The organism is Anaerotruncus sp. 80 (assembly GCF_009936115.1).
GTDB lineage: Bacteria > Bacillota > Clostridia > Peptostreptococcales > Anaerovoracaceae > Senimuribacter > Senimuribacter intestinalis.
This window is the reverse complement of record NZ_QWES01000009.1, coordinates 70279-93740: the sequence shown is the minus strand read 5'-3', so window position 1 is coordinate 93740 and position 23462 is coordinate 70279. Positions and strand designations below refer to the sequence as shown.

The 23462-nt window shown below is 41.6% G+C and carries 17 protein-coding genes and 1 other RNA gene; 2 read left to right on the top strand and 16 right to left on the bottom strand.

Annotated elements, in window-relative coordinates; translation table 11 throughout:
• Window positions 1-27: 27 nt before the first annotated feature.
• From D1155_RS05610 to D1155_RS05595, 4 genes are all read right to left on the bottom strand, one after another.
• Window positions 28-1692 carry a phospho-sugar mutase gene (locus D1155_RS05610; protein WP_160201403.1) on the bottom strand — a complete coding sequence of 555 codons (1665 nt, stop codon included), beginning with the start codon at window positions 1690-1692 and terminating at the stop codon, window positions 28-30.
• Between the two features lie 480 nt (window positions 1693-2172).
• On the bottom strand, window positions 2173-2901 hold the full coding sequence (locus D1155_RS05605; protein ID WP_160201402.1) for a YebC/PmpR family DNA-binding transcriptional regulator: 729 nt from the start codon (window positions 2899-2901) through the stop codon (window positions 2173-2175).
• Between the two features lie 117 nt (window positions 2902-3018).
• Complete coding sequence (locus tag D1155_RS05600) at window positions 3019-3624, bottom strand: superoxide dismutase (RefSeq protein WP_243151025.1); 606 nt, start codon at window positions 3622-3624, stop codon at window positions 3019-3021.
• 366 nt (window positions 3625-3990) lie between these two features.
• Complete coding sequence (locus D1155_RS05595) at window positions 3991-8208, bottom strand: 2-hydroxyacyl-CoA dehydratase (RefSeq protein ID WP_160201401.1); 4218 nt, start codon at window positions 8206-8208, stop codon at window positions 3991-3993.
• Window positions 8209-8337: 129 nt separating this feature from the next.
• Here D1155_RS05595 and D1155_RS05590 point away from each other — a divergent pair, with 129 nt between their 5' ends.
• The gene (locus D1155_RS05590) at window positions 8338-8898 is read left to right on the top strand and encodes a hypothetical protein (protein WP_160201400.1); all 561 of its coding nucleotides are present in this window, start codon (window positions 8338-8340) and stop codon (window positions 8896-8898) included.
• A gap of 1 nt (window position 8899) precedes the next feature.
• On the opposite strand, the gene D1155_RS05585 is transcribed toward D1155_RS05590, so the two are convergent.
• The 12 genes from D1155_RS05585 to D1155_RS05530 form a co-directional block, all read right to left on the bottom strand.
• A complete protein-coding gene (locus tag D1155_RS05585) occupies window positions 8900-10258 on the bottom strand; it encodes an MATE family efflux transporter (protein ID WP_160201399.1) in 1359 nt (452 codons plus the stop codon).
• A 67-nt stretch (window positions 10259-10325) separates the two neighbouring features.
• An RNA gene (gene rnpB / locus D1155_RS05580) (RNase P RNA component class A) lies at window positions 10326-10671 on the bottom strand.
• A gap of 153 nt (window positions 10672-10824) precedes the next feature.
• Window positions 10825-11607 carry a Nif3-like dinuclear metal center hexameric protein gene (locus D1155_RS05575; RefSeq protein ID WP_160201398.1) on the bottom strand — a complete coding sequence of 261 codons (783 nt, stop codon included), beginning with the start codon at window positions 11605-11607 and terminating at the stop codon, window positions 10825-10827.
• Window positions 11600-12325, bottom strand: coding sequence for a class I SAM-dependent methyltransferase (locus D1155_RS05570; RefSeq protein ID WP_160201397.1), 726 nt, complete (start codon window positions 12323-12325; stop codon window positions 11600-11602). The genes D1155_RS05575 and D1155_RS05570 overlap by 8 nt, the downstream gene beginning before the upstream one ends.
• 6 nt (window positions 12326-12331) lie before the next feature.
• Window positions 12332-13471, bottom strand: a complete 1140-nt coding sequence (gene rpoD / locus D1155_RS05565; protein ID WP_160201456.1) for an RNA polymerase sigma factor RpoD — start codon at window positions 13469-13471, stop codon at window positions 12332-12334.
• Window positions 13472-13533: 62 nt separating this feature from the next.
• The gene (dnaG, locus tag D1155_RS05560) at window positions 13534-15285 is read right to left on the bottom strand and encodes a DNA primase (RefSeq protein WP_160201396.1); all 1752 of its coding nucleotides are present in this window, start codon (window positions 15283-15285) and stop codon (window positions 13534-13536) included.
• A 155-nt stretch (window positions 15286-15440) separates the two neighbouring features.
• Window positions 15441-17219, bottom strand: coding sequence for a restriction endonuclease FokI C-terminal domain-containing protein (locus tag D1155_RS05555; protein ID WP_160201395.1), 1779 nt, complete (start codon window positions 17217-17219; stop codon window positions 15441-15443).
• A gap of 16 nt (window positions 17220-17235) precedes the next feature.
• A complete protein-coding gene (locus D1155_RS05550) occupies window positions 17236-19191 on the bottom strand; it encodes a Dam family site-specific DNA-(adenine-N6)-methyltransferase (RefSeq protein ID WP_160201394.1) in 1956 nt (651 codons plus the stop codon).
• An 85-nt stretch (window positions 19192-19276) separates the two neighbouring features.
• Window positions 19277-20284 carry a deoxyguanosinetriphosphate triphosphohydrolase gene (locus tag D1155_RS05545; RefSeq protein WP_160201393.1) on the bottom strand — a complete coding sequence of 336 codons (1008 nt, stop codon included), beginning with the start codon at window positions 20282-20284 and terminating at the stop codon, window positions 19277-19279.
• A gap of 2 nt (window positions 20285-20286) precedes the next feature.
• Window positions 20287-20715, bottom strand: a complete 429-nt coding sequence (gene dut, locus D1155_RS05540; protein WP_160201392.1) for a dUTP diphosphatase — start codon at window positions 20713-20715, stop codon at window positions 20287-20289.
• A gap of 24 nt (window positions 20716-20739) precedes the next feature.
• On the bottom strand, window positions 20740-21990 hold the full coding sequence (locus D1155_RS05535) for a pitrilysin family protein (RefSeq protein WP_160201391.1): 1251 nt from the start codon (window positions 21988-21990) through the stop codon (window positions 20740-20742).
• A 4-nt stretch (window positions 21991-21994) separates the two neighbouring features.
• Window positions 21995-22237, bottom strand: coding sequence for a hypothetical protein (locus D1155_RS05530; protein ID WP_160201390.1), 243 nt, complete (start codon window positions 22235-22237; stop codon window positions 21995-21997).
• 134 nt (window positions 22238-22371) lie between these two features.
• Between D1155_RS05530 and D1155_RS05525 the strand changes: the two genes are divergently transcribed.
• Window positions 22372-23445 carry a hypothetical protein gene (locus tag D1155_RS05525; RefSeq protein ID WP_160201389.1) on the top strand — a complete coding sequence of 358 codons (1074 nt, stop codon included), beginning with the start codon at window positions 22372-22374 and terminating at the stop codon, window positions 23443-23445.
• The last annotated feature ends 17 nt before the right edge of the window (window positions 23446-23462 follow it).

Genomic DNA, 23462 nt, shown 5'->3' with positions numbered 1-23462 from the left:
CATAAAACAACCCGTTTGTCCATTGATTTAGCGGTCTTTGAAACTTTCTACGGTGTTTTTTATATACTTTTCCAGTTCAGCAGCCTGCCCGGTCTCAAAATAGTAAACTTTTATCTTGGCTTCTGTACCAGAAGGTCTGATGATACACTGGGTTCCATTTTCTAAACAGAAACGGATCACATTGGATTTTGGCAGTCCTGTTTCTCCAAGGAAATCTATCTTTTCTTTGATTCTGTATCCTGCGATAGTATCCCCTATCTCAGTGCGAAAATACTCCATGACCTGTTCCATGGAAAGCTTCCCATAAGGTCCCTCAAAGAAATAATTGACGGTCTTGTCGATACAGAGCCCATGTTCCTCATAAATCTGATGGAGTCTGTCTACAAGATCAAGTCCTTGCTTTTTATAATAGGCGGACAGACAGGCACAAAGCATAGCGCTGCTGATACCGTCTTTATCTCTGATAAAAGAATCCATCAGATAGCCGTTGCTCTCTTCGAAACCGAAATAGTAATCCTCTGTTCTCCCCTCCTGCTCCAGCTTTGTAATGATTTCCCCAATATACTTAAAACCGGTTAAAGTATCGATTACTTTCAGTCCGTGTTTTTCTGCGATTTTCTCAGCAAGCGGTGTGGTTACAATGCTCTTGACAATAAACTGCCCTGCTTTTGGCGGTTTTACGCTGCAAAGATAATCTAGCATTAAAACCCCCAGCTGATTTCCCGTCAGCAGCACCTTCATGCCATCATGGTAGATGCAAACACCTACTCGATCACAATCAGGATCTGTTGCTACAATCAAATCTCCGCCAACCTGATCCATGGTTCTGAAGCCTTCCGAATAAGCGGTAATTTTCTCCGGATTCGGCGCCGGACAGGTGGCAAAATTCTCATCAGGCATTTCCTGCGCCGCTACAATGACGGTATCTTTCTGCCCGATGGCCTGCAGTACCTTCCTGACGTAAACATTGCCTGTGCCGTTGAGCGGCGTATAAACAAGTTTCAGATCACTTTCCTTAATTTCTTCAATATCAGCTGGGCACATGGAAATGATTTTTTCAATAAAGCTTTCTGATACCCTTCTGGGCACCAGCTGAATGCCTTCGTCTGACGAAGCAATTTCATCGAAATAATCCAGTTTATCGATTTCTCTCAAAATCTCTTCGGGCACGCTGCCCACAATCTGATAACCGTTGCTGTTATATACCTTATAACCATTGAAAATTTTCGGATTGTGACTGGCTGTAATCATAATTCCCATAGTGCAGCCCAGTTCTTTAATGGTATAGGAAAGCAGCGACACCGTTGCAAGCTCCGAAAAAAGCCACACCTCTATGCCGTTTCCTCTAAGAACTTTTGCGGTTTCCTCCGCAAAAATTCTGGATTTTCTTCTGGTGTCATAGGCGATGACCACTTTAGGGCGTTCAGTGACTTTATTCAAATAATTGGAAAGCCCTTGGGTAGCCCTTCGCACCACATACTCATTCATACGGTTAGTGCCTGCTCCCAGTATGCCCCGAATGCCAGATGTTCCAAAACGAAGGCTGGCACAAAAGGAGTCAATGACTTCTTCCTCTTCTTCTGCAAGCTGTGCAAGCTCCGAAAGAAGCTCTATATCGCCGAAGTGCTCAGCCGCCTGCTGCCATCTATGATATTCCTCTATCGCAAAAGTTCTGATTTCTTCTTTATTCATAACGCTGACTTCACGTTCCTCTCTATCTGGTGATAGTAATATTTTAAACGGAATGCAATGTGGGGGCAAGATGTTTTTCGCAGATTTACCAGGTTTTCGCCTAAAAGCACAGTAACTTAACTTAAAATCAATTTAGGGCAAAAAAATGTATAAGAAAATCTCGAAATCTTAACCCAAAATTAGAAAATGCTAAAAAAGTGTATAAGTGAATTCCATATCACACTTCTCAAGCGATCTATAACCGTTCTTTATCTCTGAATCCAACAGAGATTCTTGCATTTTACGTATGTTTTTTCAATGTTTACCTTTAATCTTACGCATAATGCAAGTCGCACATTATTCTTATAAAATTTCTTATACATTTTTTGAAAAACAACGTAATTTAGGTTAAGAATCGCCATACGCAATAAATGCTACACACGGCATCTACAAGAAAAACCCTCTGCACATGCAAAGAGGGTTTTTCTACATTCTATTCGTTTATTCTTCGTACAAATCAATACCGCAGTTGGTATGTACCTTCTGTACGTCATCGTTATCTTCTAAGATGTCGATAAGCTTTCTCAGCTTCTTGATATCGTGCTCTTCGGTCGGCGCGCTTTCCATAGATGGAACAAATTCTACGTCAGATTCTACAAATTCATAGCCTGCGCTTGCCAATGCCTGATATACGTCTGCGTATGCAGATGGTTCAGTGTAAACAGTAAAGCTGTCTTCTTCTGTTACCATGTCGTCTGCACCAGCTTCTAATGCTGCTTCCATCAGAGCGTCTTCGTCGATTCCGTCTGTTTTTTCGATAATAAGAACGCCTTTTCTTGAGAACATGTAAGATACACAGCCTGGAGTACCTAAATTTCCACCGTGCTTATCAAATGTGGAACGAACAAAGGAAGTGGAACGGTTGGTGTTGTCAGTCAGACAATCAACAATGATTGCTACACCACCGGGACCGTAGCCTTCAAAGGAAAGTTCTTCGTAAGAAGCGCCGCCCAGTTCTCCTGTACCCTTTTTAATCGCTCTCTGAATATTATCATTAGGCATACTGATTGCCTTTGCTTTTTCGATTGCCACTCTAAGACCTGCATTGTATTCAGGATCTCCACCGTCTTTTGCTGCTACTGTAATAGCCTTAGCATATTTGGTGAACATAGCTGCTCGCTTAGAATCCTGTGCCGCCTTTCTTCCGGCAATTGTACCGTGTCTTCCCATGGAGACACCTCCTATCTTTATCTTTAGAAATTTTCAACTTAAACAGTATACTACACTATAAAAGGATTTTCAACGCATTTTTGAAATTTATCTCCCTATTGCTGCTGCCGCAAGGAGTTAAAAGCTAAGACGATTGAACCAATCATCTATATACCCATCCCTTTTATTATGATGCTTCAGATAGTAAGCATGTTCCCAAACATCCAGTACAAGAATAGGATAATAGCCTATTTCCAACGGATTATCCTGATTGGCAGTGGTGACAATCTCAAGCAGACCGTCTCGATTCGCTACAAGAAATGCATAACCCGAACCGAATACCGACATTGCAGCTTTCTTAAACGCCTCTTTAAACTGCTGAAAGCCACCGAACCTTCTTTCCAGCAGCAAAAGAAACTCTCCGCTGGGCCAGACTGCTGTTTCCGGCGGTGCTAGACGACTGAAATACAGAATGTGATTGTAAACGCCGCCCGCATTATTGCGCACGCTGTCCTGAATTTCTACGGGTAAATTGTCATTCCATTTGATTAGCTGTTCCAGAGTCCAATTGTGCAGCGCAGGATACTGTTTGATGATGATATTGAGATGATCCACGTAGGTCTGTAAATGTGCGTCGTGATGCAGACGCATGGTTTCTTCATCAATAAAAGGTTCCAGTGCATCATAGGCGTAAGGTAGCGGCGGATTTACAAAGGGATAGTGCTGTTTCAAACTTTCTTCCATCTCTGTCCTCCTAAGATAATGTCTTCCTTTCAACATATGAATTCAAACTAAAAAAAGTGTCTGCTCTTTAAATTTCTTAAGAGGGTACAGACACGCCCTTCCATTTGATGAAGGTAAAACAAAAACGCTCTAAACTAAATGGTGGTTTCATTTTGTCAGATTCAGAAAAAGAATTCTACAAATAATAAACCACTTGCTTATCTGATGGCTTTCCTTATACAAAGAAAAGATATAGAGTCAAGCATATGGGATTCATCTAGATTCTATGTCCTTTTCTTTTAAAACTCTTATATAAAGCTTTTACGCTAAAGTGTCTGCCCAGCAGAATCACCTCTTAGCAGACACCTCTTGTTACTCTCGTTATATCTACTTTTCCATATTCTTATGAGCCGTCGCCATCATCAGCTTAATCCGGTTCAGCTGATTTACATCACTGGCGCCCGGATCGTAGTCGATAGCAGCAATATTAGCCTTTGGATTTATCTTTCTGAGTGCTTTCATCATGCCCTTTCCCGTTACATGATTCGGCAGGCACGCAAATGGCTGCAGGCATACGATGTTTTCTACGCCACTGTGAATCAGTTCCACCATTTCACCGGTCAAAAGCCAGCCTTCACCGCACTGATTACCGATAGAACTGATAGCTGACGCCGCTTCCGCCGTTTCTTCGATATAAGATGGCTCCGTAAAATGTTCGCTTGCAGCAAGAGCGCTTCTCATCGGCTTTCTAAGCCATTCCACAACCTTGATTCCAAGCTGATTCGTCATCATCGCTTTATAAGAGCCTGACAGATTTTCAAAGTTGAATTTTTTGCTGTGCATACCGTAAAGAAAGAAGTCCAGCATGTCGAGAACCACTGCCTCCCCACCTTCCGATTCGATAATGCCGACAATGTCGTTGTTGGCGTTAGGGTGATATTTCACCAAAATTTCACCGACTACGCCCACCTTCGGCTTTTTCTCACCAGTTCTTTCAACTTTATCAAAATCCTCTACAATACCTTTGAGATTTCTCTCATATTCCCCTTTGTTAAAGTGAATCACATTATGTATAATTTTGTCATGCCATTTATCCAAAATCTGCTGACAGGTACCTAGCACTTTCTCGTATGGTCTTGTCGCGTACAAAATCCGCATAACAAGATCTCCGTAAACACAGCCAACTGCTAGGCGAAGCCCCATCTTAGCAGTAATCTTAAAGCCCGGATTTTTCTCTAGTCCAACAGCATTAAAAGATACCACCGGAACCTGTACCATATCCAAATCTTTGAGTGCTTTACGCAGAAGCGCCACATAGTTGCTGGCGCGGCATCCACCCCCCGTCTGAGACATGAATACAGCCGTCTTATCCAAATCATATTTTCCTGATTTTAGTGCAGAAATAATCTGTCCCAAAGTCACGATAGTCGGATAGCAAGCATCGTTGTTGATATATTTTAACCCCTCTTCTACCGAATTCTTGTCGACCGGCGGTAAAAGTACCGCATTGTAGCCGCAGGCTTTCATTGCTTCTTCCAAATAAGTAAAATGAATCGGTGACATCTGCGGCACCAAAATATTGTAGTTTTCTCGCATCTCAGCCGTAAAAAGTTTTCGCTCATAAGCCTTAAAGTTTCCGCTTGCCTTGACACCGTTCTTTTCGCGCTCGTCCATAGCCGCTTTCAGGGAACGAATTCTAATTTTTGCTGCGCCGAGATTAGAGCCCTCGTCTATCTTTAAAACTGTGTAAAGTTTATTGCTGTCGCGGCAGATTTCTTCCACCTGATCTGTGGTAACTGCGTCAAGACCGCATCCGAAAGAATTGAGTTGAATCAGCTCCACATCATCGCAGGTGCCTACAAAGCTTGCCGCTTTGTAAAGTCTGGAATGATAAACCCATTGATCCAGCACGCGCAGCGGTCTTGGCAACTGTCCCATGTGCGCCACGGAATCCTCCGAAAGGACAACCATATCGAAGGAATTAATCAGTTTGTCAATGCCGTGATTGATTTCCGGATCCAGATGATATGGTCTTCCCGACAGAACGACAGCCTTTTTTCCCTTCTGTCTCGCCAATTTCAGTGAGTATTCCCCTTGTTTTCTCACATCGTTTTTAAAGCGAACCTGTTCCTTTCTGGCGCGGCTGACTGCGCGCATGATTTCTTCTTTCTTGATATGAAAATCCTTAAACTCTTTGTAGAGCATATTTGCCAGTTTCAGGTCGTTATCGTAAGGCAGGAACGGGTGAGAAAAACGCACCATGTTTTCTGAAAAGATATCGTCCATATTGTTTGCAATCACTTCCGGATAAGTCGCTACAATTGGGCAGTTATAGTGATTTGGTGCCGTTTCATCTTCGTTGCGTTCATAGTTTAAACATGGATAGAAAATCCACTTCACACCCTCTTCCACAAGCCATTTAATATGTCCGTGAACCATTTTGGCAGGATAACAAGCCGTGTCAGAGGAAATAGTTTCCATTCCCTTCTCGTAGATGGACTTTGTCGACAGCGGCGATAAAACCACTCTGAATTTCAATTCCGTAAAGAAAGTGAACCAGAACGGATAATTTTCGTACATATTCAGTACTCTTGGAATTCCCACCGTGCCGCGCACTGCATCAAAATCAGAAATCGGCTTATATCCAAAGAGTCTCTGCAGTTTATATTCGTAAAGATTCGGCAGTTTGTTCGCGTGCTGCGCGCCTCCTGCCCCTTTTTCGCAGCGATTTCCTGTAATAAATCTGGATCCGTCGCTGAATTTATTAATGGTCAAAATGCATCGGTTTTCACAGCCGTTACATCTGCCGTTGGTATGCTCCACCTGAAAATCTTCCAGCGCTTCTTTGCTGAGCAGAGAGGATTCCGTATCTTCAAGATGGTTTTCCATAGCAATCAGCGCACAGCCATATGCGCCCATCAGTCCTGCAATATCCGGTCTGACAACTTCCTTACCAATGATCTTTTCGATACTTCGCAGCACAGCGTTGTTCATAAAGGTGCCGCCCTGCACTACAATTTTCTCACCAGCCTCTTCTGGGTTCCTGAGCTTAATCACTTTGTACAGCGCATTCTTGATAACCGAATAAGAAAGTCCCGCGGAAATGTCGCCGATGGATGCCCCTTCTTTTTGTGCCTGCTTTACCTTGGAATTCATGAACACTGTACATCTGGTACCAAGGTCTACAGGATTTTCAGCAAAGAGCGCTTCCTCCGCAAATGCATTGGTGTCCAGATTTACAGATTTTGCGTAAGTTTCGAGAAAAGAGCCGCACCCGGAAGAACAAGCCTCGTTAAGCATGATATTGTAAATAGCGCCATCTTTAATCTTCATGCACTTCATATCCTGCCCGCCGATATCCAGAATGAATTCTACGCCTGGCAAAAATTCCTCGGCCGCTTTATAATGAGCCATGGTCTCAATTTCGCCCAAATCCGCCTTAAAAGCCGTCTTAATCAAGCCTTCTCCGTAACCGGTCACGCAAGTATTTGCAATAAAGGCATTCTGCGGCAGCAGCGAATAAAGCTCTTTGAGCATGGTCTTAACCGCTTCCAGCGGATTTCCTTCGTTGCTTCTGTAGAAGGAATATAACAGATTTTTGTCGGAGTCAATCAGGGTCGCCTTAGTGGTTGTGGAACCAGCGTCAATGCCTAGAAAAGTCTCTTCCTTAGCGCGTTTGATATCTTTCCTGCGAATCTTGTGCTGGTTATGACGGTTTATAAATGCGTTATACGCTTCTTTATTAATAAACAGCGGTTCGATATGTTTGGTCTCAGAAAGCTGACTTGAATCAGATCCTTTGATTAGCTCGGCAATTTCTCCCAATGAAATCTGTTTTCTGGTTTCTGCCAGCATAGCTGCACCGATGGCGACAAAATACTTGGAATCCTCTGGAAAAATCACTTCCTCCGGCTTTAATTCCAATGTTTCAATGAATCTTTTACGAAGCTCAGACAAAAAGGACAGCGGTCCGCCTAGAAATGCTACGTTCCCTTTGATGGTATGTCCGCAAGCAAGTCCGCTGATGGTCTGGTTAACCACAGCCTGAAAAATGGAAGCAGCTAAATCCTCTATTGCCGCACCTTCATTAATCAGAGGCTGAATATCCGTCTTTGCAAAAACGCCGCAGCGAGCTGCAATAGGATAAATCATCTTTACGTTCTTTGCTGCCTCATTAAGTCCCCCTGCATCAGTATTCAAAAGCACCGCCATCTGGTCAATAAACGCGCCCGTGCCGCCTGCACAGGTTCCGTTCATTCGCTGCTCAATGGTAGCGCCGTAGAACGTAATCTTTGCGTCTTCGCCACCAAGTTCTATAGCAACATCTGTATCAGGAATTAGAGTCTCCACCGCTTTGCTGCAGGCGATAACCTCCTGTTCAAAGGAAACACCCAGAAGGTTTGCCAGGGAAAGACCGCCAGAGCCTGTAATAACAGGTCTGATTTCTATGGAACCAAACTGGGCATACATTTCTTCTATGAGTTCTTTTACTTTTTCAAAAACATTAGACATATGCCTCTCATAACGAGCATATGTAATTTCGTTTTTTTCGTCAAGTAAAACGAGTTTGACGGTAGTTGAGCCTACGTCAATTCCTAACTTCATAATCTTACCTCTTATTTGTGTAATTGAGTATTTTATAATTTTAACACCAAAATTCGACCTTTTTCAAGGTTTAATTTAGTACTAATTTCTGGTTGTATCGCCTGATTTCCTATGTTAGAATGAATTGTTATGAAAAGTACAATCAAAAAAAGAACTTATCAGGCAATCTACCGATTGCTGGACAGGGTTTCTCCTGTTCCTTATGACTGCGGAGCTCTTTGCGGTGCCATCTGCTGCAGCTGCGGTAATGACGATGAAAACCTCGGTATTTATCTCCTTCCTGGCGAAGATAAAGTCCACGACCGAACAGACGATTGGCTCACATGGAGTGCAGAATACGCCGAGGATTATGAATTTCCGGAGTCCTGGAGCGGCAAAGTTTACTTTGTACGATGCAAAACGCCGCCAATCTGTCCCAGAGAAAAAAGGCCCATGCAATGCAGAACCTTTCCTTTGACGCCTCATATTGACGAAGACGGTGTATTATCTCTGGTACGAAATGACAGCGACTTGCCCTACAGCTGTCCTCTAATTACAGAAGAAATGGAGCTGAATCCTGCTTTTGTCAAGGCAACTTATACCTGCTGGAAACATCTTCTGCGAGATCCGCTTATTTACGACCTTGTCAAAGAAGATTCCGAATATCGCCAATACCGGGAATACGAAGAATTTCAAGACCTTGAATGGTAAATTACAAGGTCTTGATTTCTTTTTTGTATAATCTGATAAGCATAATCGCCGAATAAACGACACCGATAATTTCTGCCAATGGAAATGATGCCCAGGAAGCTGTCACACCTGCGGTGTGATAAATGATGTAAGCCAGCGGCAAAATACCGACAAGCTGACGCAAAAGTGATCCTATTAAACTATATACCCCATGACCGGTTCCTTGAAACAGCGTCGATGACATAATACCAAAGGCTGCCGGAATAAAGCAGATACTGATGATTCTCAGTGCCGGTACACCCATTTCCATCATTTCGTCGTCCGCACTAAACATTTTCAAGAAAACTTCTGGGAATAAATGGAATAAAATAGTTCCGATTGCCATAATCACCAGTGCAGTAATCTGCGCTTTTTTGTAAGTCTCCATCAGACGATGTCTGTCCCTTGCGCCAAAGTTATAGCCCATAATTGGCATAGCACCCTGATTGAGACCGAACACCGGCATAAAGATAAAGGACTGCAGCTTGTAATAAACGCCCAATACCGCAACGGCTGTTGCAGAAGTCGCTAAGATGGCATTGTAGCCCAGCAGCATAACAGAACCGATTGCCTGCATGATGATAGATGGAAGTCCTACGCCGTAGATATCTTTTACCACAGCCCAGTCGATTTTGAAGCCTTTCAACTGGATTTTCACCTCATGCTCTTTTCTAAAGAACATGAAGATTGCAACGCACATACCCACTGCCTGACCAGTAACTGTTGCAATGGCTGCACCAGCAATACCAAGTTTTGGCATACCGAAAAGTCCAAAAATCAGAATCGGATCCAAAACCAAATTGGTCAGTGCACCGCTCAAACTGATAATCATCGGAGCTATCATATTGCCTGTCGCCTGCAGCACCTTCTCAAGCTGAATCTGAATCATGCTAAAGAGACTGCAAATGGTAATAATTCTAAGATATGTAACACCACCCTCAAAGATGATAGTATCATCTGTATACGCACGCATAAACGGACTGGCAAGACAAATACCTATCAATGCAAAAATCAGAAAGTTAAACAGCCCAATTCTGATACTGGTCGAGGCTGCCTTATTAGCTTCATCAAACCGCTTAGCACCCAGTCTTCTGGAAATCAGAGAATTTACGCCGACAGAACTACCCACAGCCATGGAAATCATCAGCATTTGAATCGGCATTACAAGAGATACGGCTGTCAGCGCTTTCTGACTGACCATTGCAACGAACATGCTGTCCACTACGTTGTAAAGAGCATTGATCGTCATAGAAAGAATGGCTGGCCATGCCATGGAAGCGAGCAGTTTTCCAACCGGCTCCGTACCCATTTTGTTGCCTTGAATTTCTTTTTCGTTTGTCATAATATCTCCTCCCTCCTATCATATATAAACAAAATAAAACGGAAATACTGCGTATTTCCTGAAATAAAGTATGGGCAAACCTATAAGCCGGGTTCTGTATTAGACAATCATCTATCTGAGGCGTAACATTACTGCACGCTCTTGCAGTCTACCTACCGGGCAGCGACGGGCCGCCGCTTTTTGCGCCCTATTTGACCTTGCTCCGGATGGGGTTTACACGGCCGCCATGTCTCCATGACGCCGGTGAGCTCTTACCTCACCATTTCAACCTTACCACGGCATAACCCGTTTCGGCGGAATGTTTCTGTTGCACTTTCCCTATAGTTACCTACGCCGGACGTTATCCGGCATCCTTGCCCTATGGAGCCCGGACTTTCCTCATGCAAATTGCACGCGATTGTCTGGTTTACCCATAACTATGTAATTATAGCATAAATCAATTATAAATTCCAGTCTTTTTTGTGGACAGTCACAGAAAACCACGCGTTGAATGCGTGGCTGGTTTTTTGTTTAAAAAATTAGAATTCGATTATAATTAGGGGACTGAAACTGCTGACAGGTATGAATTAAATGCAGCCGAACGGATTCAAATCCAGCTGCGATTCCAAAACCTCTAAATCGGTTCCAAAAGTCGCTTCCCGCAGCATGTCAGCCATATTCCCAGTAAATATCTTTTCACTTCCATAGTGCCCAATGTCAAGGACACAAATGCCGGCTTCCTTCGCCATCTGCGCCTCATGATATTTCAAATCGCCCGTAATATAAAGGTCGCAGCTTTCTTTCTTCGCATCTAAAATAAATTCACTGCCGGCGCCAGTACACCAGCCGACGGTTTTAATTTGTCTGGTTAAGTCGCCGACCCATCTAAAATACCGCTCCTCCATCGTAAGCTCCTCTGAAACCTTGCGAATCAGTTCCGCAAAAGTCATATCAAAAGGCGTCTGTCCTTTGCGGCAGAAACCGTTATCTGCATCAAAGGGATGTACACCCTGAAATTCTAAAAGAAGACCAAAATAATCATTGTTACCGTCTTTTAATTTATCAAAGCTAGTGTGACAGGAATAGACGGAAATGCCTGCCTGAATCAGTCGAATCAAGTAATTTCCAATCACATCTGTCTGTTCAATTTTCTTGATTCCGCTAAAAAGTAGCGGATGATGGGTCAAAATCATCTGCGCGCCGCAAGCGGCGGCTTCATCAATTACTGCACCGGTAACCTCTAAAGATACCAGCACAGTATCTATTTCTGCCGCCCCCATATCCAGCTGAAAACCACAGTTATCCCAGCTTTCAGCTGACTCAGAAGGACAGATTTCCTCGATAACGGCAGTCAATCTTTCTTTATTCATTCGCTGCCTCCCATTCCTTAATTAACGCTTCCAGTCTCACAATTCTATCTCTGGTTTCTTTACTCTGCTGTTGTACATCTTTCGCGTTCTCTTCGATTTTACCCAGAATCTGATATTCGGTTTCGAGGTGTTTCTGCAGATATTCCCCTGTCAATACGCCTCCAAAAGCAATAAGCGAAGCAGGATATTCAAATTCCGCACTATAAACAGGCTGCGGATTTTCCGCTGTAAAAACTGGTATCGGTCCGCTTTCAACGGTCAAAATCTCACAGAGAAACTTTCCCTCTCTGACGATTCCTTCCTTTACGATGGAAAAACCATTGCATGCCAGAAAGTGTCTAAGTCTGCCAGGGTTGTTTCTCGGCTGCAGAATATATCTTTTAATAGACCGGCTTTTTTTTAGATTCCATTTAAGCATGTCTGCAATGAGAAGACCTCCCATGCCCGCCATGACAACCACATCAACTTCCCCATCGGAAAGAACATCGATGCCGTCGCCGAGGCGCAATTCGTAGTCGCCTTTAGGTTTCACCAGTTTACAGTTGGTTTCTGCCTTTTTTAAAGAACCGCCGCTGACATCGGTCATAATCACTTTTGGGCATTTATGCTTTTCCATTAAATACAGTGGCAAGAAACCATGGTCGCACCCAATGTCCGCCATGGTTTCTCCTTTTCTTATTTCGTCAGCGATATATTGCAATCTCTCGCTTAATTTCATCTTTCGTTACTCCAGATAATCCTTTAATTTCTTACTTCTGCTTGGGTGTCTCAGCTTTCTAAGCGCCTTTGCCTCAATCTGTCTGATTCTTTCTCTTGTTACGTCAAATTCCTTGCCGACTTCCTCTAAGGTCCTGGAACGTCCATCTTCAAGACCGAAACGCAGTTTCAGCACCTTCTGTTCTCTCTCTGTTAAAGTGTCCAGCACTTCTACAAGCTGTTCTTTCAGCATGGAAAATGCCGCAGCTTCAGCCGGTGCTGGTACATCATCATCTGGAATAAAATCTCCCAAATGACTGTCTTCTTCTTCACCGATTGGAGTTTCCAGCGATACAGGTTCCTGTGCAATCTTCTGAATTTCTCTAACCTTGTCTACAGAAATACCCATTTCCTTTGCGATTTCTTCCGGGCTCGGCTCTCTTCCATAAGTCTGCAGCAGCTGTCTGGATACGCGAATCAGCTTATTGATAGTTTCTACCATATGCACCGGAATTCTAATGGTTCTCGCCTGGTCAGCGATGGATCTGGTAATTGCCTGACGAATCCACCATGTTGCATAAGTGGAAAATTTGTACCCTTTGCGATAATCAAACTTATCAACAGCTTTAATCAGTCCCAGATTTCCCTCCTGAATCAAATCCAGGAACAGCATCCCTCTGCCCACATAGCGTTTTGCAATGCTGACTACAAGACGAAGGTTTGCTTCACAAAGCTTTTTCTTTGCTTCCTCGTCCCCTTTTTCCATTCTCTGAGCCAGTTCGATTTCCTCATCGGCACTGAGAAGAGGTACCTTTCCGATTTCCTTCAGATACATTCTAACAGGATCGTCTACAGCAATTCCTTTTGGCAAAGTCGCTTCGATATCGATTTCACCGGTTTCGGTCATAACAATGCCGTCATCTTCTTCATTGCCGTCAAAATCGTCATCCCGTTCCATCATGGAAGGAAAATCTTCAGGTTCTGTTTCGCTGGCAATCTCAATGTCCTTAGAAAGCAGCGCTTCATAGATTTCGTCTACCACATTCTTGTCCAAATCAAAAGAATCTAAATAATCCGCCATATCCGTATAGGTCAGAATATTTTTCTTTGTCTTAGCTTTTTTGACTAGCTGACTGATGAGTTCGTTCTTAATTTGCTCTGGGCTCATGCCTGCAAAGGTTTCATTTAAATTGTTTGCTTTTTTTGTTTCTGTGCTCATTCTACATCTCCCTATTGTTGGTTTTTAAGTTCTCGTTGCACTTTCATAAGCTGATCGGTCAGTTCCATAATTCTATCCTGATTATCATTTTCGTCTGCCATGGAAAGAAGCGTCAAAAGCTTCTGCTCTTCTCTGGTCAACCGCTCATGGTTCCACGTTCTGATACAGTCGTGAAATACCTGTTCCTCGTTGCCGACGACTACATGATTCAAAACTTCTTGCAGCCCTGCAGCTCCTTCATCGGAAAGCCCGTCCATAATCTGGTTCAAATCAATGAAATGATGATGTGCATAGCTTTCTGCAAGAAGCTGATAAATCTTCAGGGCAAATTCACTTTCTAAAATTCCCGGATAGTCTACTAGCCTGTCTATATATCTTTCTTCCGTCAGTAAAACTTTCAACAGTGTTTTCTCTATGGGTTTCAGTGCCACATGCTCTACTTCCTCCTGTTGTGAGCGCTGTTCGCGAACCGGTGCAGACCGTTGCTGCGTCTTTTGTGTATTATCATTTCCTAAAAGTTCCATTCTAATCGCACCTTCTGCAATTTTCAGGTCTTTAGACAGTTTTTTTATGTAAATTTCCTGTTCAACAGGACTCATCTGGCGCAAAATATCAATAGCCTTCTTCATGTAGTCGATTTTGTCTTCATCCTGTGATAAATCAAAACCCACTTTAGCCGATTCCAAACGGTAGTCTCCATAAGGCAGTGCCCCATCTATCAGCTTTAGAAACGCCGTCTTTCCGTTTTTCTTAACATATTCGTCTGGGTCTTTTCCATCGGTAACATGAAGCACCTTGACCTTGCAGTCTTCTTTCTTTAGAATTTCAAGACCTCTAAGAGCAGCTGCCCGTCCAGCATTATCAGCATCATAAGAAAGAACCACATCCTTGGTATATCGCTTAATCAGTTTTGCCTGATTCTCCGTCAGCGCAGTTCCAAGAGAAGCTGCCACATTCTCTACACCGCTCTGATACAGAGCAATCACATCCATATATCCTTCAACTAGAATAATAAAATTTTCTTTGCCTACACTCTGTCTGGAAATATTCAGACCATAAAGATTATTCTTCTTCTGAAAAATCCTGCTTTCAGGCGAATTCAAATATTTGGGATTATCACCCGGATCAATAGCTCTTCCCCCAAAGCCGATGACCTTGCCGGAGGTATTAATGATTGGGAAAATGACCCGATTTCTAAATTTATCGTAGTATTTTCCTTTGCTTTCTGATACCAGCCCCAGCTCTACCATAATCTTTTTATCGACGCCCTGTGACAACAGGTACTGATACAAGCTATCCCACTGCTCATCGGCATATCCGATACCAAACTTCTTCAAAATAGCAGGTGCTATCTCCCTGCGCTTCATATAAGCGTAGCCTTTATTTGCCTTTTCCGTAAAGGAGCGATAAAAGAAATTGGCCGCCAGTTTGTTAACCTTGTAATAAATATCTCTATTGTCACTGCGAGCATTTCTCTCTACGGTAATGCCCTCTTCGGCAGCGATTTTCTCTACCGCCTCAGAAAAATCCAGATTATAATAGCGTTTTACATATTCGATGACATCACCGGTCGCCCCACAACCAAAGCAGGTAAAAATCTGCTTCTGCTCGGAGACAACAAAAGAAGGCGTCTTCTCATTGTGAAACGGACAACAACCTTTATAGTTGGAACCTGCTCGTTTCAGAGGCACGCTTCTTCCTACGACATCTACAATATTCACTTGATTTTTCAAATTTTCTATGGTAGAACTTGAAAAACTCATAGTCTGTCTCCCGATTTTGTCTTCCTATTAGTACTATTCTACAAAAAACAGACTTTTCCTTTATTTTTTTTAAAAAAACTCTTGACAAATTTTTAGCAAAATATCAAAATAATTCTCAGTAAACAGTACTTTATTACTGGTTATTTAATTGCTGTCTAACTATTATCCGCCTCATCATTTGTTGTCTGAAAAAAATCGCTCGCAATATCCTCATGAGATATTATCCCCGCTTTATAATAATTAACGGTTAACAACAATTTCTTTATATCTATTGCAGCACCGCAAACTCCGGTGTTTAATTCCAAGAGATTTATTTTATCCTGATATTGCCCTTTAAAATGACCGGAAATGAACATAAAATAGAATAATCGGATGTCCTGTGAAAAATGCTCCCACCATTTGTTCGGATTTCTTTGAGTATCACGTATGGCATTATCGCCAATATAGCGCTCCATTTCGTCTGCTTGAGTGATTGGCAAGTTATATCCATCCTTATAAGCTTTCGTATCTATAATAATTCCATAATTTTCATATAGATTATGGGTATAGCATATTCCGTCTGGTCTTCTTGAACCTCCTAGATGATCTCCCTGATAACCACATTCTTCAATCAGCAATTCCATCGTTTTCATTTCAAACAGTCTATGCTGTCTTGAATCATAGGCTAAATCAATTAATGCCAGATACTCATGAGAAAGATGTGTAAGTTTCTCACGAAGTTCTTCTTTCACATCTAACAAATCTGTTCGGGTTAAATCTTGATTCAATGGTAAAATAAAATCATTGATATTATCATTCCAAAGAAATTCATCTTCGTCTATGATAATATTTAATCCAATATTGATTAATCCTCGTACATCATCTTGAATGGTTTCAACTGCAACAGCTATATTATATAACGCTAAATAATCTTTAATTTCATATGCACAAATATAGTCTCCTTTTTCCATAATCGCCTTTAGAACGAGCGTTCTGCGAGTTCGTAATAATTCCCTGTCATTTCCCTTCGTAGCCATCATCTCATAATAAACATTTTTTGATATTCTGTGATGTCTGCTTCGCCCTACTACGCGATTCAATGCAGAACTACCCTTTGCCGAAATCATGTATGCCTGTCCAATAGTTTCACTAAATTCCTGTCCGTTAACATTTACCGAAACCTGTTTGGGAACCTGCATCACCAAACCAAGTTTTTCCAGCCATTTTGAAATCATCCTCGCATATTTATCAGAAGAGCCATCCCAGTCGGTTTTCATTTTATTTTTTTCTTTATTTGATTTTGTCATTGCAAGTGTTCTGATTAAAATAGACTGAGGAAGACTAGTAAATCCATCTTCTCCAATAAATCCCAATTTGCTTCCAAGTTCAAATTTTGTTAAATGTGTATTTTCATCTTCCGCTAATAGCTTTAAAACACGCACAGCTGGAGGATAAGACAAAACAGCTGTAAGAAGAATTTCATTTTCCTGTTCGTTTAGTTCTTCTCCTGCTGTTCTTGCTTGAGACAGTCTTAAACCACTATCTGAAATAGCGAATGTATCTGTCTGATAATCGTACTGAATAAATCCTAACGCATGCGCCCAGCGCACAAAATTATCTGCTGGCCAATCTCCGATAAAATCTCTTTTTTGTCCTGGTATGGCTGCCTGTATTATCCCATTGCAACGAGCAATGCTTCTAGGAGAGAAAGAAGTTCCAACTAAATCTGCATATTTAATGCATAATGGTTCTGAATTAAGCACCTCAATAAAACGAGATTTCCCATCTCGCTCTTCTATTAGAGATGGAATAATCTGTGTCTTCAGCTCAAAATGTTTCTCTGACATATTGTCAAAAATCGCTACTATATCACATAAACTTCTAAAATCACTTGGATCCTGTACCCAGCCAAAAGTTCTGAATTTTATATTTTGTGTAGGTATTATATGAATCATATCTTTGCGCAAGAAGTTAATAATTAATAATTAAAACTTCGTCGCTTTCTCCTCTCTTCGTATTATAGCTGGAATTTATATAGTTGTAATTTAAATGAATTACATGATATTTTTTACTCCATTCTAATAAACTTTTGTTAATTTGACCCTTATGAGATAACACATTAGAAAGAGCAAATTTAATATTTTTTTTATTCAGGTAATCTAATAAATCATACAAATCAGACTCTTCTTCTTCTCCCCAGTCTTTAAATCCTCGATTTCCATCATTATAACTTCCCGTTGTTATTAAATAAGGTGGATCACAGTAGACAAAATCTTGCGGGCCAAGGGTTGTTAAGTCCAATTCCATAAAATCCTTACTAGAAAATATAATATCAATCTCTCTAATTCGATTCATAACTGAAATCAAATTATTCCTCATTCTTTCAGAAAACTGACTTCTATTTCTCCCAAAAGGATTATTGTATTCATGGCTATTATTGAATCTGAACTGGTAATTAAAAGAGTAACAGGTCAATGTGTACAAATCTATCGGATCCGGTGTTTTATTGTAATCCTTTCTAAATCTCAAAAAACCTTCCTCATTGGTTTTTGAAAGTGAATATTTTTGTATGTTTAAATCAATCTGTTTTAATACTTCTTCTGTGCTTCTGTTTTTAAATGTATTGAATAACTCAATAATTTTTGTATTTATATCATTACACAGAATTTTATCCGCTTCTGCATTAATCCCCACATTACCCCCGCCGGAAAACAAGTCAATGAAAAGATTGATATCTTTAGGAAACAAAGGCATAATCTGTGGCAATAGTTTGTATTTTCCACCGATATAATTCAACGGACTTTTAATAAATTTTTTGTTTTTATTGGAAGGTTTCATTCTGCTTTTGTAATTATAGGAGATTGTGTTCTCCGCAATAAGCATTGGTTTTTCTCGCTGCACATCTTTCCTTATATAAAAAAGATATTCATACAAAATTTTTTCTTCGTTATTTATTTTACTCTTATACTTTCTGTATTGTATATTGTATTTTTTATATGTTTCTGCAATGCCATACTTTTTCATTATTTCTTCTATCTCTGAAAAGCTCATGATGCCTTCGCTGCTGTAACTCAAAACAATATGCTCAAAGTCAGCCTTTTTCATAATATCTTCAAAAGCATTCGCCACATCTTTTTTTATACAGAAGGCAGATTTTTGCTTGTCGTAATTGCGCATCCCTGTTACGCCCTTTATCTTTGGCGCATCATATCTTGAAATCGTCTCTAACAAGTGATAATTTGGCGCATACTGCCTAGAATTATAAGGTGGATCCAAGTATAAAATATCTCCGCTTATCTCTAATATCAACTCACTTGCATCTCTATTATAGCATTTATTTCTATGACCGTTATTCTCAACATCCAGTCTTATCATTTCAAAATTTTTGTACGCCCGTTTATCCCAGTTCTTCAAATATGCCCCATATGTTCCTGTAATATTCGAAACAAAAGGTACACCTTCAATAAGACTTGCTAATAAATAAAAATACTCATCCTGATTCAATAAATTTTCGTTTTTCCATGCTTCTATAGTCGAGCGAATATAGTCTATTCGCATTGCATTTTGCACTGATACATACATGCGATGAGTTTCGCCATATGGGGAATAATTCCTCGTAATAAAATAGTTTTCTTCAACCTTATTACAAGTTGATTCCTCTAAAAATTTAAAAGGATCTTGAATGCCAATCTTCTTTAATTTTTTAAAATCAGGAATATGGTTGTTCTCTATTGTTGCCTTTTGCAACACATAGGAAAAATACATAAAATCATTAGAAATCACTTCATATTTATTTTTAAAATGCTTTGCTACAGATGCTGTTCCTGAAAACAAGTCACAAAAAATTTTCTCGTTTCCTGATGTATTTTCTTTGATTACATATTCAATGCTGTCTAACAATGCTACTTTGCTTCCAATATATCTCACGTTATTCCTCCATACATCCCGAAACATCCTGGTAAGATTATACTTTATCCCACAAGCAAAAGCAACACTAAAATTTAATCAGTTATTATTTCCACCCTCTCGGCACGAACAAATCAGCGTAAAGATTTAGTGCATACCGGTCGGTCATGCCAGCCACGTAATCTTTTACTACAACGTGGATATCATCACAGTCAAGAAGCTGTGCGTGATCCTCCGGAAGTTTTTCCGGATATTGCAGAAAATAATTGTAAAGAGAACTGATAACAACCTCTACTTTTGCCAAATCTTCTTCTTTCTTAACCCGCTGGCTTCTATAAACATTTTCAAACATAAAATTACGCAACAGATTAAGCTGCGCACCATGTTCCTCGTCCATGGAAACCTTGTCTCTACCGTCACTAAAGGACACCACGTTGGAAACCATGCAGTCAATCCTTTCTCTGTGACCCTTTCCAAACATGGCGATTGCATCCTTTGGCAAATCCTCCAAAGTGATGACTCCGCTTCGCACGGCATCGTCAATATCGTGATTTATGTAGGCAATCCTGTCACTGATCTTTACAATCTGCCCTTCTAAGGTCGCCGCTGGAAGACTTCCTGTGTGATTTAGTATGCCGTCTTTCACTTCAAAGGTCAAATTCATGCCTTTTCTGCTTGGGGTAGATTCCAGCACTTCCACCACCCGAAGGCTTTGCTCATTGTGTCTAAAACCACCTGGATGCACATCGTTGAGAACCATTTCTCCATTGTGCCCAAAAGGAGTATGACCAAGATCATGTCCCATAGCAATAGCTTCTGTTAAGTCCTCGTTGAGCCCCAGGCTTCTTGCGATAGTACGTGCAACCTGAGACACCTCTAAAGTGTGAGTCAAACGAGTTCTGTAATGGTCTCCCTCCGGCGAAAGAAACACCTGAGTCTTGTGCATTAGCCTGCGGAAAGACTTGGAATGGATAATTCTATCTCTGTCTCTCTGAAATTCCGTCCGGAATTTGCAAGGCTCTTCAAAAACATCCCGTCCTTTAGATTTGCCAGAGCGACTGGCTCCCGGTGCCAGCAATTCTTCTTTTTTCTCTAAATCTTCACGATGTAACATCTTTATACTCCTGTATGTCCAAAGCCGCCGGCACCCCTTTCAGTTTCTGAAAGTGTTTCTGCCGGAACAAGCTCCGCCTGTTCATATTTACAAATCACAACCTGGGCAATTCTAAGCCCGTCTGTTACTGTAAAGGCTTCCTGCCCCCAGTTAATCAGCGGTACCTTTATTTCGCCCCTGTAGTCGCTGTCGATGGTACCAATTCCATTGACAAGACCGATTCCATTCTTGATAGAAAGACCGCTCCTTGCCCGAACCTGCGCTTCATATCCAAGCGGAATTTCCATATAAATTCCCGTTGGAATCAGGCTCCTTTCTCCTGGCTGCAGAGTAATGGGCTCCTTCAAATGAGCAGCGATGTCAAATCCTGCAGAGCCTGCTGTCTCATACCTCGGAAGCCTTCCGCTTTCTGAAATCATTTTTATTTTCATTTGTAGTATTCCTTTCGCCGCAAATTATCTGCCCATAAATCCTTTCAGATTTACCTCGTCTCTGGTAACTGCTGCTGCAGAATAGGTTTCAAAGTCACAAATTAAGCTTTTCACGCTCTCAATATCGTCTATAGTAACCGCATTAAACCCCGCTATGACCTCTTCTCCAGTTAGAATTGGATTCCCCAAAAGCAGATTCTTACCATTTTTAAACATGTGACCCGCCACGTTTTCCTGACCAAAGATATAGGAAGCTTTCAGCTGTTCTCTGGAAGATTCCAGTTCCTCCTCTGTCACTCCATGAGCTGCAATCTCAGCAAGCTCCTCCCTGATTCCACCAATGGCTTCTTTGATTTTGTCATGGCTGACACCGGCATAAATATTAAAATAGCCATCGTTTTTGAAAGAGCCTGCCATAGAGTAAACTGAATAAGCAAGGCCTTTCTGCTCTCTGATATTCTGAAAGAGCCTGGAGCTCATGCTGCCACCCAGAATATTATTCAGGATAGAGAACGCATAGTATCTGCTGTCATTCAATGGCAATCCTTTTACGGCAAGACAAATATGGGACTGCTCGATGTCCTTGGTAATTACTTTGTACGCTGGTGTATAAACAGAAACAGTGCTTTCTTTTTCTGGTTTAGATTCTTTCAAACCAGTCAATTTGTCATCGAAGTAAGCGCATACATCATCCGGTTCAAAATTTCCAGCTACAGAAATTACAATATGGTCTCGCGTGTATTCACTGTTAAAATAATCTTTAATGACATCTCTTGAAATATTCTCCAACGAAGCCGGGGTTCCGATAATTGAATTTCCCAGGGCGGAACCTTTAAACACCATAGAAGTGATGGTATCATGAGCCAAATCATCGGGCGCATCCTGAGTCATTTTGATTTCCTCGCAGATGACTTGACGTTCTCTATCCATTTCCGCCTTGTCAAAGAGCGAAGAAGACAGCATATCGACAATTACGTCAGCCGCCTGCTTATAATTGCTGTAAATCGCTTTTACATAATAGCAGGTTGCTTCTTTGCCTGTAAACGCATTAATCTGACCGCCGATTTTATCAATATCTGCAGCAATCTGTTTCGCTGTTCTGTTCTCAGTGCCTTTGAACATCATATGTTCGATAAAATGAGAAATACCCGCATATTTTGCTTCTTCGTCTACTGCACCTGCCTTTACCCAAATTCCAATGGCAACAGACTGCACATATGGAATCTGTTCCATCACTACTCTGACTTTAGAATTTAATTCTTTTGTAATTACCATCGTATTAACTCCTTTTCGACTGAATTAGTAATAGTACCAGTATAATAGCAATGCCAATCAAGGCAATATTTTCTACTGTTTTGCCAAAGGCCTGACCTAAAATACCGGTCACTAATATAATTAACGCAAATACCAGAAAGACGCCCAGATAAATCGCCAGATTAACTTTAAATCTGCCTGCCTCTTTTTGTTCTGTCCGCTCTTTGCTATCCCTTGGCTGTGTCTCTTTTTCCAAATTGTTATCCATTTATGTTCCTTTTCTTCCCCTTGCGCATATATTGCTATGTGCGTTTCACCATCATTTTTTTAATTGTAACACAAAACGCGACCAAATCATATACTTATCTAGAAAGATTATATAACCTACAAGGAGGTAATTTTATGAGTTGCTTTGGAACAAGAGTAACACCGGACCTCTATCAGAATTGTTGTAATGCCAATAATTTGTGTGAGTTCGACGGCGATATGAGCAGCGTTGTCACTGCTCCCATCTACGTGCAGCAGGTTTTCGACGCAGTAAAATTCAATCTGCAGGGAATGAAAACTTTTAATGAGCAGACTTTCCAGCCGTGTCTTCCACCCGGACACAGAATTAAACGTGTCATAGATATCAGGTGTAAGCGAGTTTTTATCCCAGATAATGTTGATGACCCAAGAAACCTTTCTCTGGATGTAGATACCGGCATTTCCGGCGCTACTTTCCTAAAAGACAGACAGGGCAATTTCCTGAATGTGGTTGGTGCAGATGGTACATATTCCGAGCGGATTATGTATGCGGAAAGCTCTGACTGTGATGAGCAGTGCATGGGCACTCCGGTATTCGGCACGCAATGCGTTGCTATTTCTGGTAATATTATTATCGAGCTGGATTTACTTCTTTGCGACAGCTGTAACAACGAAACCTGTTTCACTGTCTGCACTGAAGTATGCATTGCTTCACAAAACCAGCCTATGGTACTGACCAACTTCTTTGAAATTTGCATGCCATCTTCTATCGACACCGCTTTCCTGCCTCGCTTTACGGAGTTCTGCAATTCCGCCTGTGAAGCACGCCTTGCAACCAACAACTGCGGCAGAGATCTGAACGTGGACTGCAATGGACAGATTTCCGGAAATCTTATCGTTGCCATTTGTCTAACCTGTGAAAAGAAAATTGTCGTACCGGTACAGCTTTGCGTTCTTACCACCGGTTACGTCGATGCACCTCTGCAGCAAAATGCCATCTGCACAACTTTCCCAAGTCTGTTCCCTGGAACCATTTCTGGAAATAATGCAGGCAGCACGCAGCCACAGGCAGAGTCTTGTGATCCATGCTGTGACCCATGCGATTGCAAGCCGGCCTGCTGTGACCCATGCGAACCGTGTGAACCGTGCTGCGAACCATGCGAGCCGTGTCCGCCGCCATGTGACTGCAACCCTTGCGAACCGCCAAGAAGACCGCAGCCAAGACATTAATAATGACCTAAAGTACA

Bases quoted from the DNA above. Each gene is read 5' to 3' on its own strand.
- D1155_RS05610 (WP_160201403.1), bottom strand. From the start codon at position 1,692: ATGAATAAAGAAGAAATCAGAACTTTTGCGATAGAGGAATATCATAGA.
- D1155_RS05605 (WP_160201402.1), bottom strand. From the start codon at position 2,901: ATGGGAAGACACGGTACAATTGCCGGAAGAAAGGCGGCACAGGATTCT.
- D1155_RS05600 (WP_243151025.1), bottom strand. From the start codon at position 3,624: ATGGAAGAAAGTTTGAAACAGCACTATCCCTTTGTAAATCCGCCGCTA.
- D1155_RS05595 (WP_160201401.1), bottom strand. From the start codon at position 8,208: ATGAAGTTAGGAATTGACGTAGGCTCAACTACCGTCAAACTCGTTTTA.
- D1155_RS05590 (WP_160201400.1), top strand. From the start codon at position 8,338: ATGAAAAGTACAATCAAAAAAAGAACTTATCAGGCAATCTACCGATTG.
- D1155_RS05585 (WP_160201399.1), bottom strand. From the start codon at position 10,258: ATGACAAACGAAAAAGAAATTCAAGGCAACAAAATGGGTACGGAGCCG.
- D1155_RS05575 (WP_160201398.1), bottom strand. From the start codon at position 11,607: ATGAATAAAGAAAGATTGACTGCCGTTATCGAGGAAATCTGTCCTTCT.
- D1155_RS05570 (WP_160201397.1), bottom strand. From the start codon at position 12,325: ATGAAATTAAGCGAGAGATTGCAATATATCGCTGACGAAATAAGAAAA.
- rpoD (WP_160201456.1), bottom strand. From the start codon at position 13,471: ATGAGCCCAGAGCAAATTAAGAACGAACTCATCAGTCAGCTAGTCAAA.
- dnaG (WP_160201396.1), bottom strand. From the start codon at position 15,285: ATGAGTTTTTCAAGTTCTACCATAGAAAATTTGAAAAATCAAGTGAAT.
- D1155_RS05555 (WP_160201395.1), bottom strand. From the start codon at position 17,219: ATGATTCATATAATACCTACACAAAATATAAAATTCAGAACTTTTGGC.
- D1155_RS05545 (WP_160201393.1), bottom strand. From the start codon at position 20,284: ATGTTACATCGTGAAGATTTAGAGAAAAAAGAAGAATTGCTGGCACCG.
- dut (WP_160201392.1), bottom strand. From the start codon at position 20,715: ATGAAAATAAAAATGATTTCAGAAAGCGGAAGGCTTCCGAGGTATGAG.
- D1155_RS05535 (WP_160201391.1), bottom strand. From the start codon at position 21,990: ATGGTAATTACAAAAGAATTAAATTCTAAAGTCAGAGTAGTGATGGAA.
- D1155_RS05530 (WP_160201390.1), bottom strand. From the start codon at position 22,237: ATGGATAACAATTTGGAAAAAGAGACACAGCCAAGGGATAGCAAAGAG.
- D1155_RS05525 (WP_160201389.1), top strand. From the start codon at position 22,372: ATGAGTTGCTTTGGAACAAGAGTAACACCGGACCTCTATCAGAATTGT.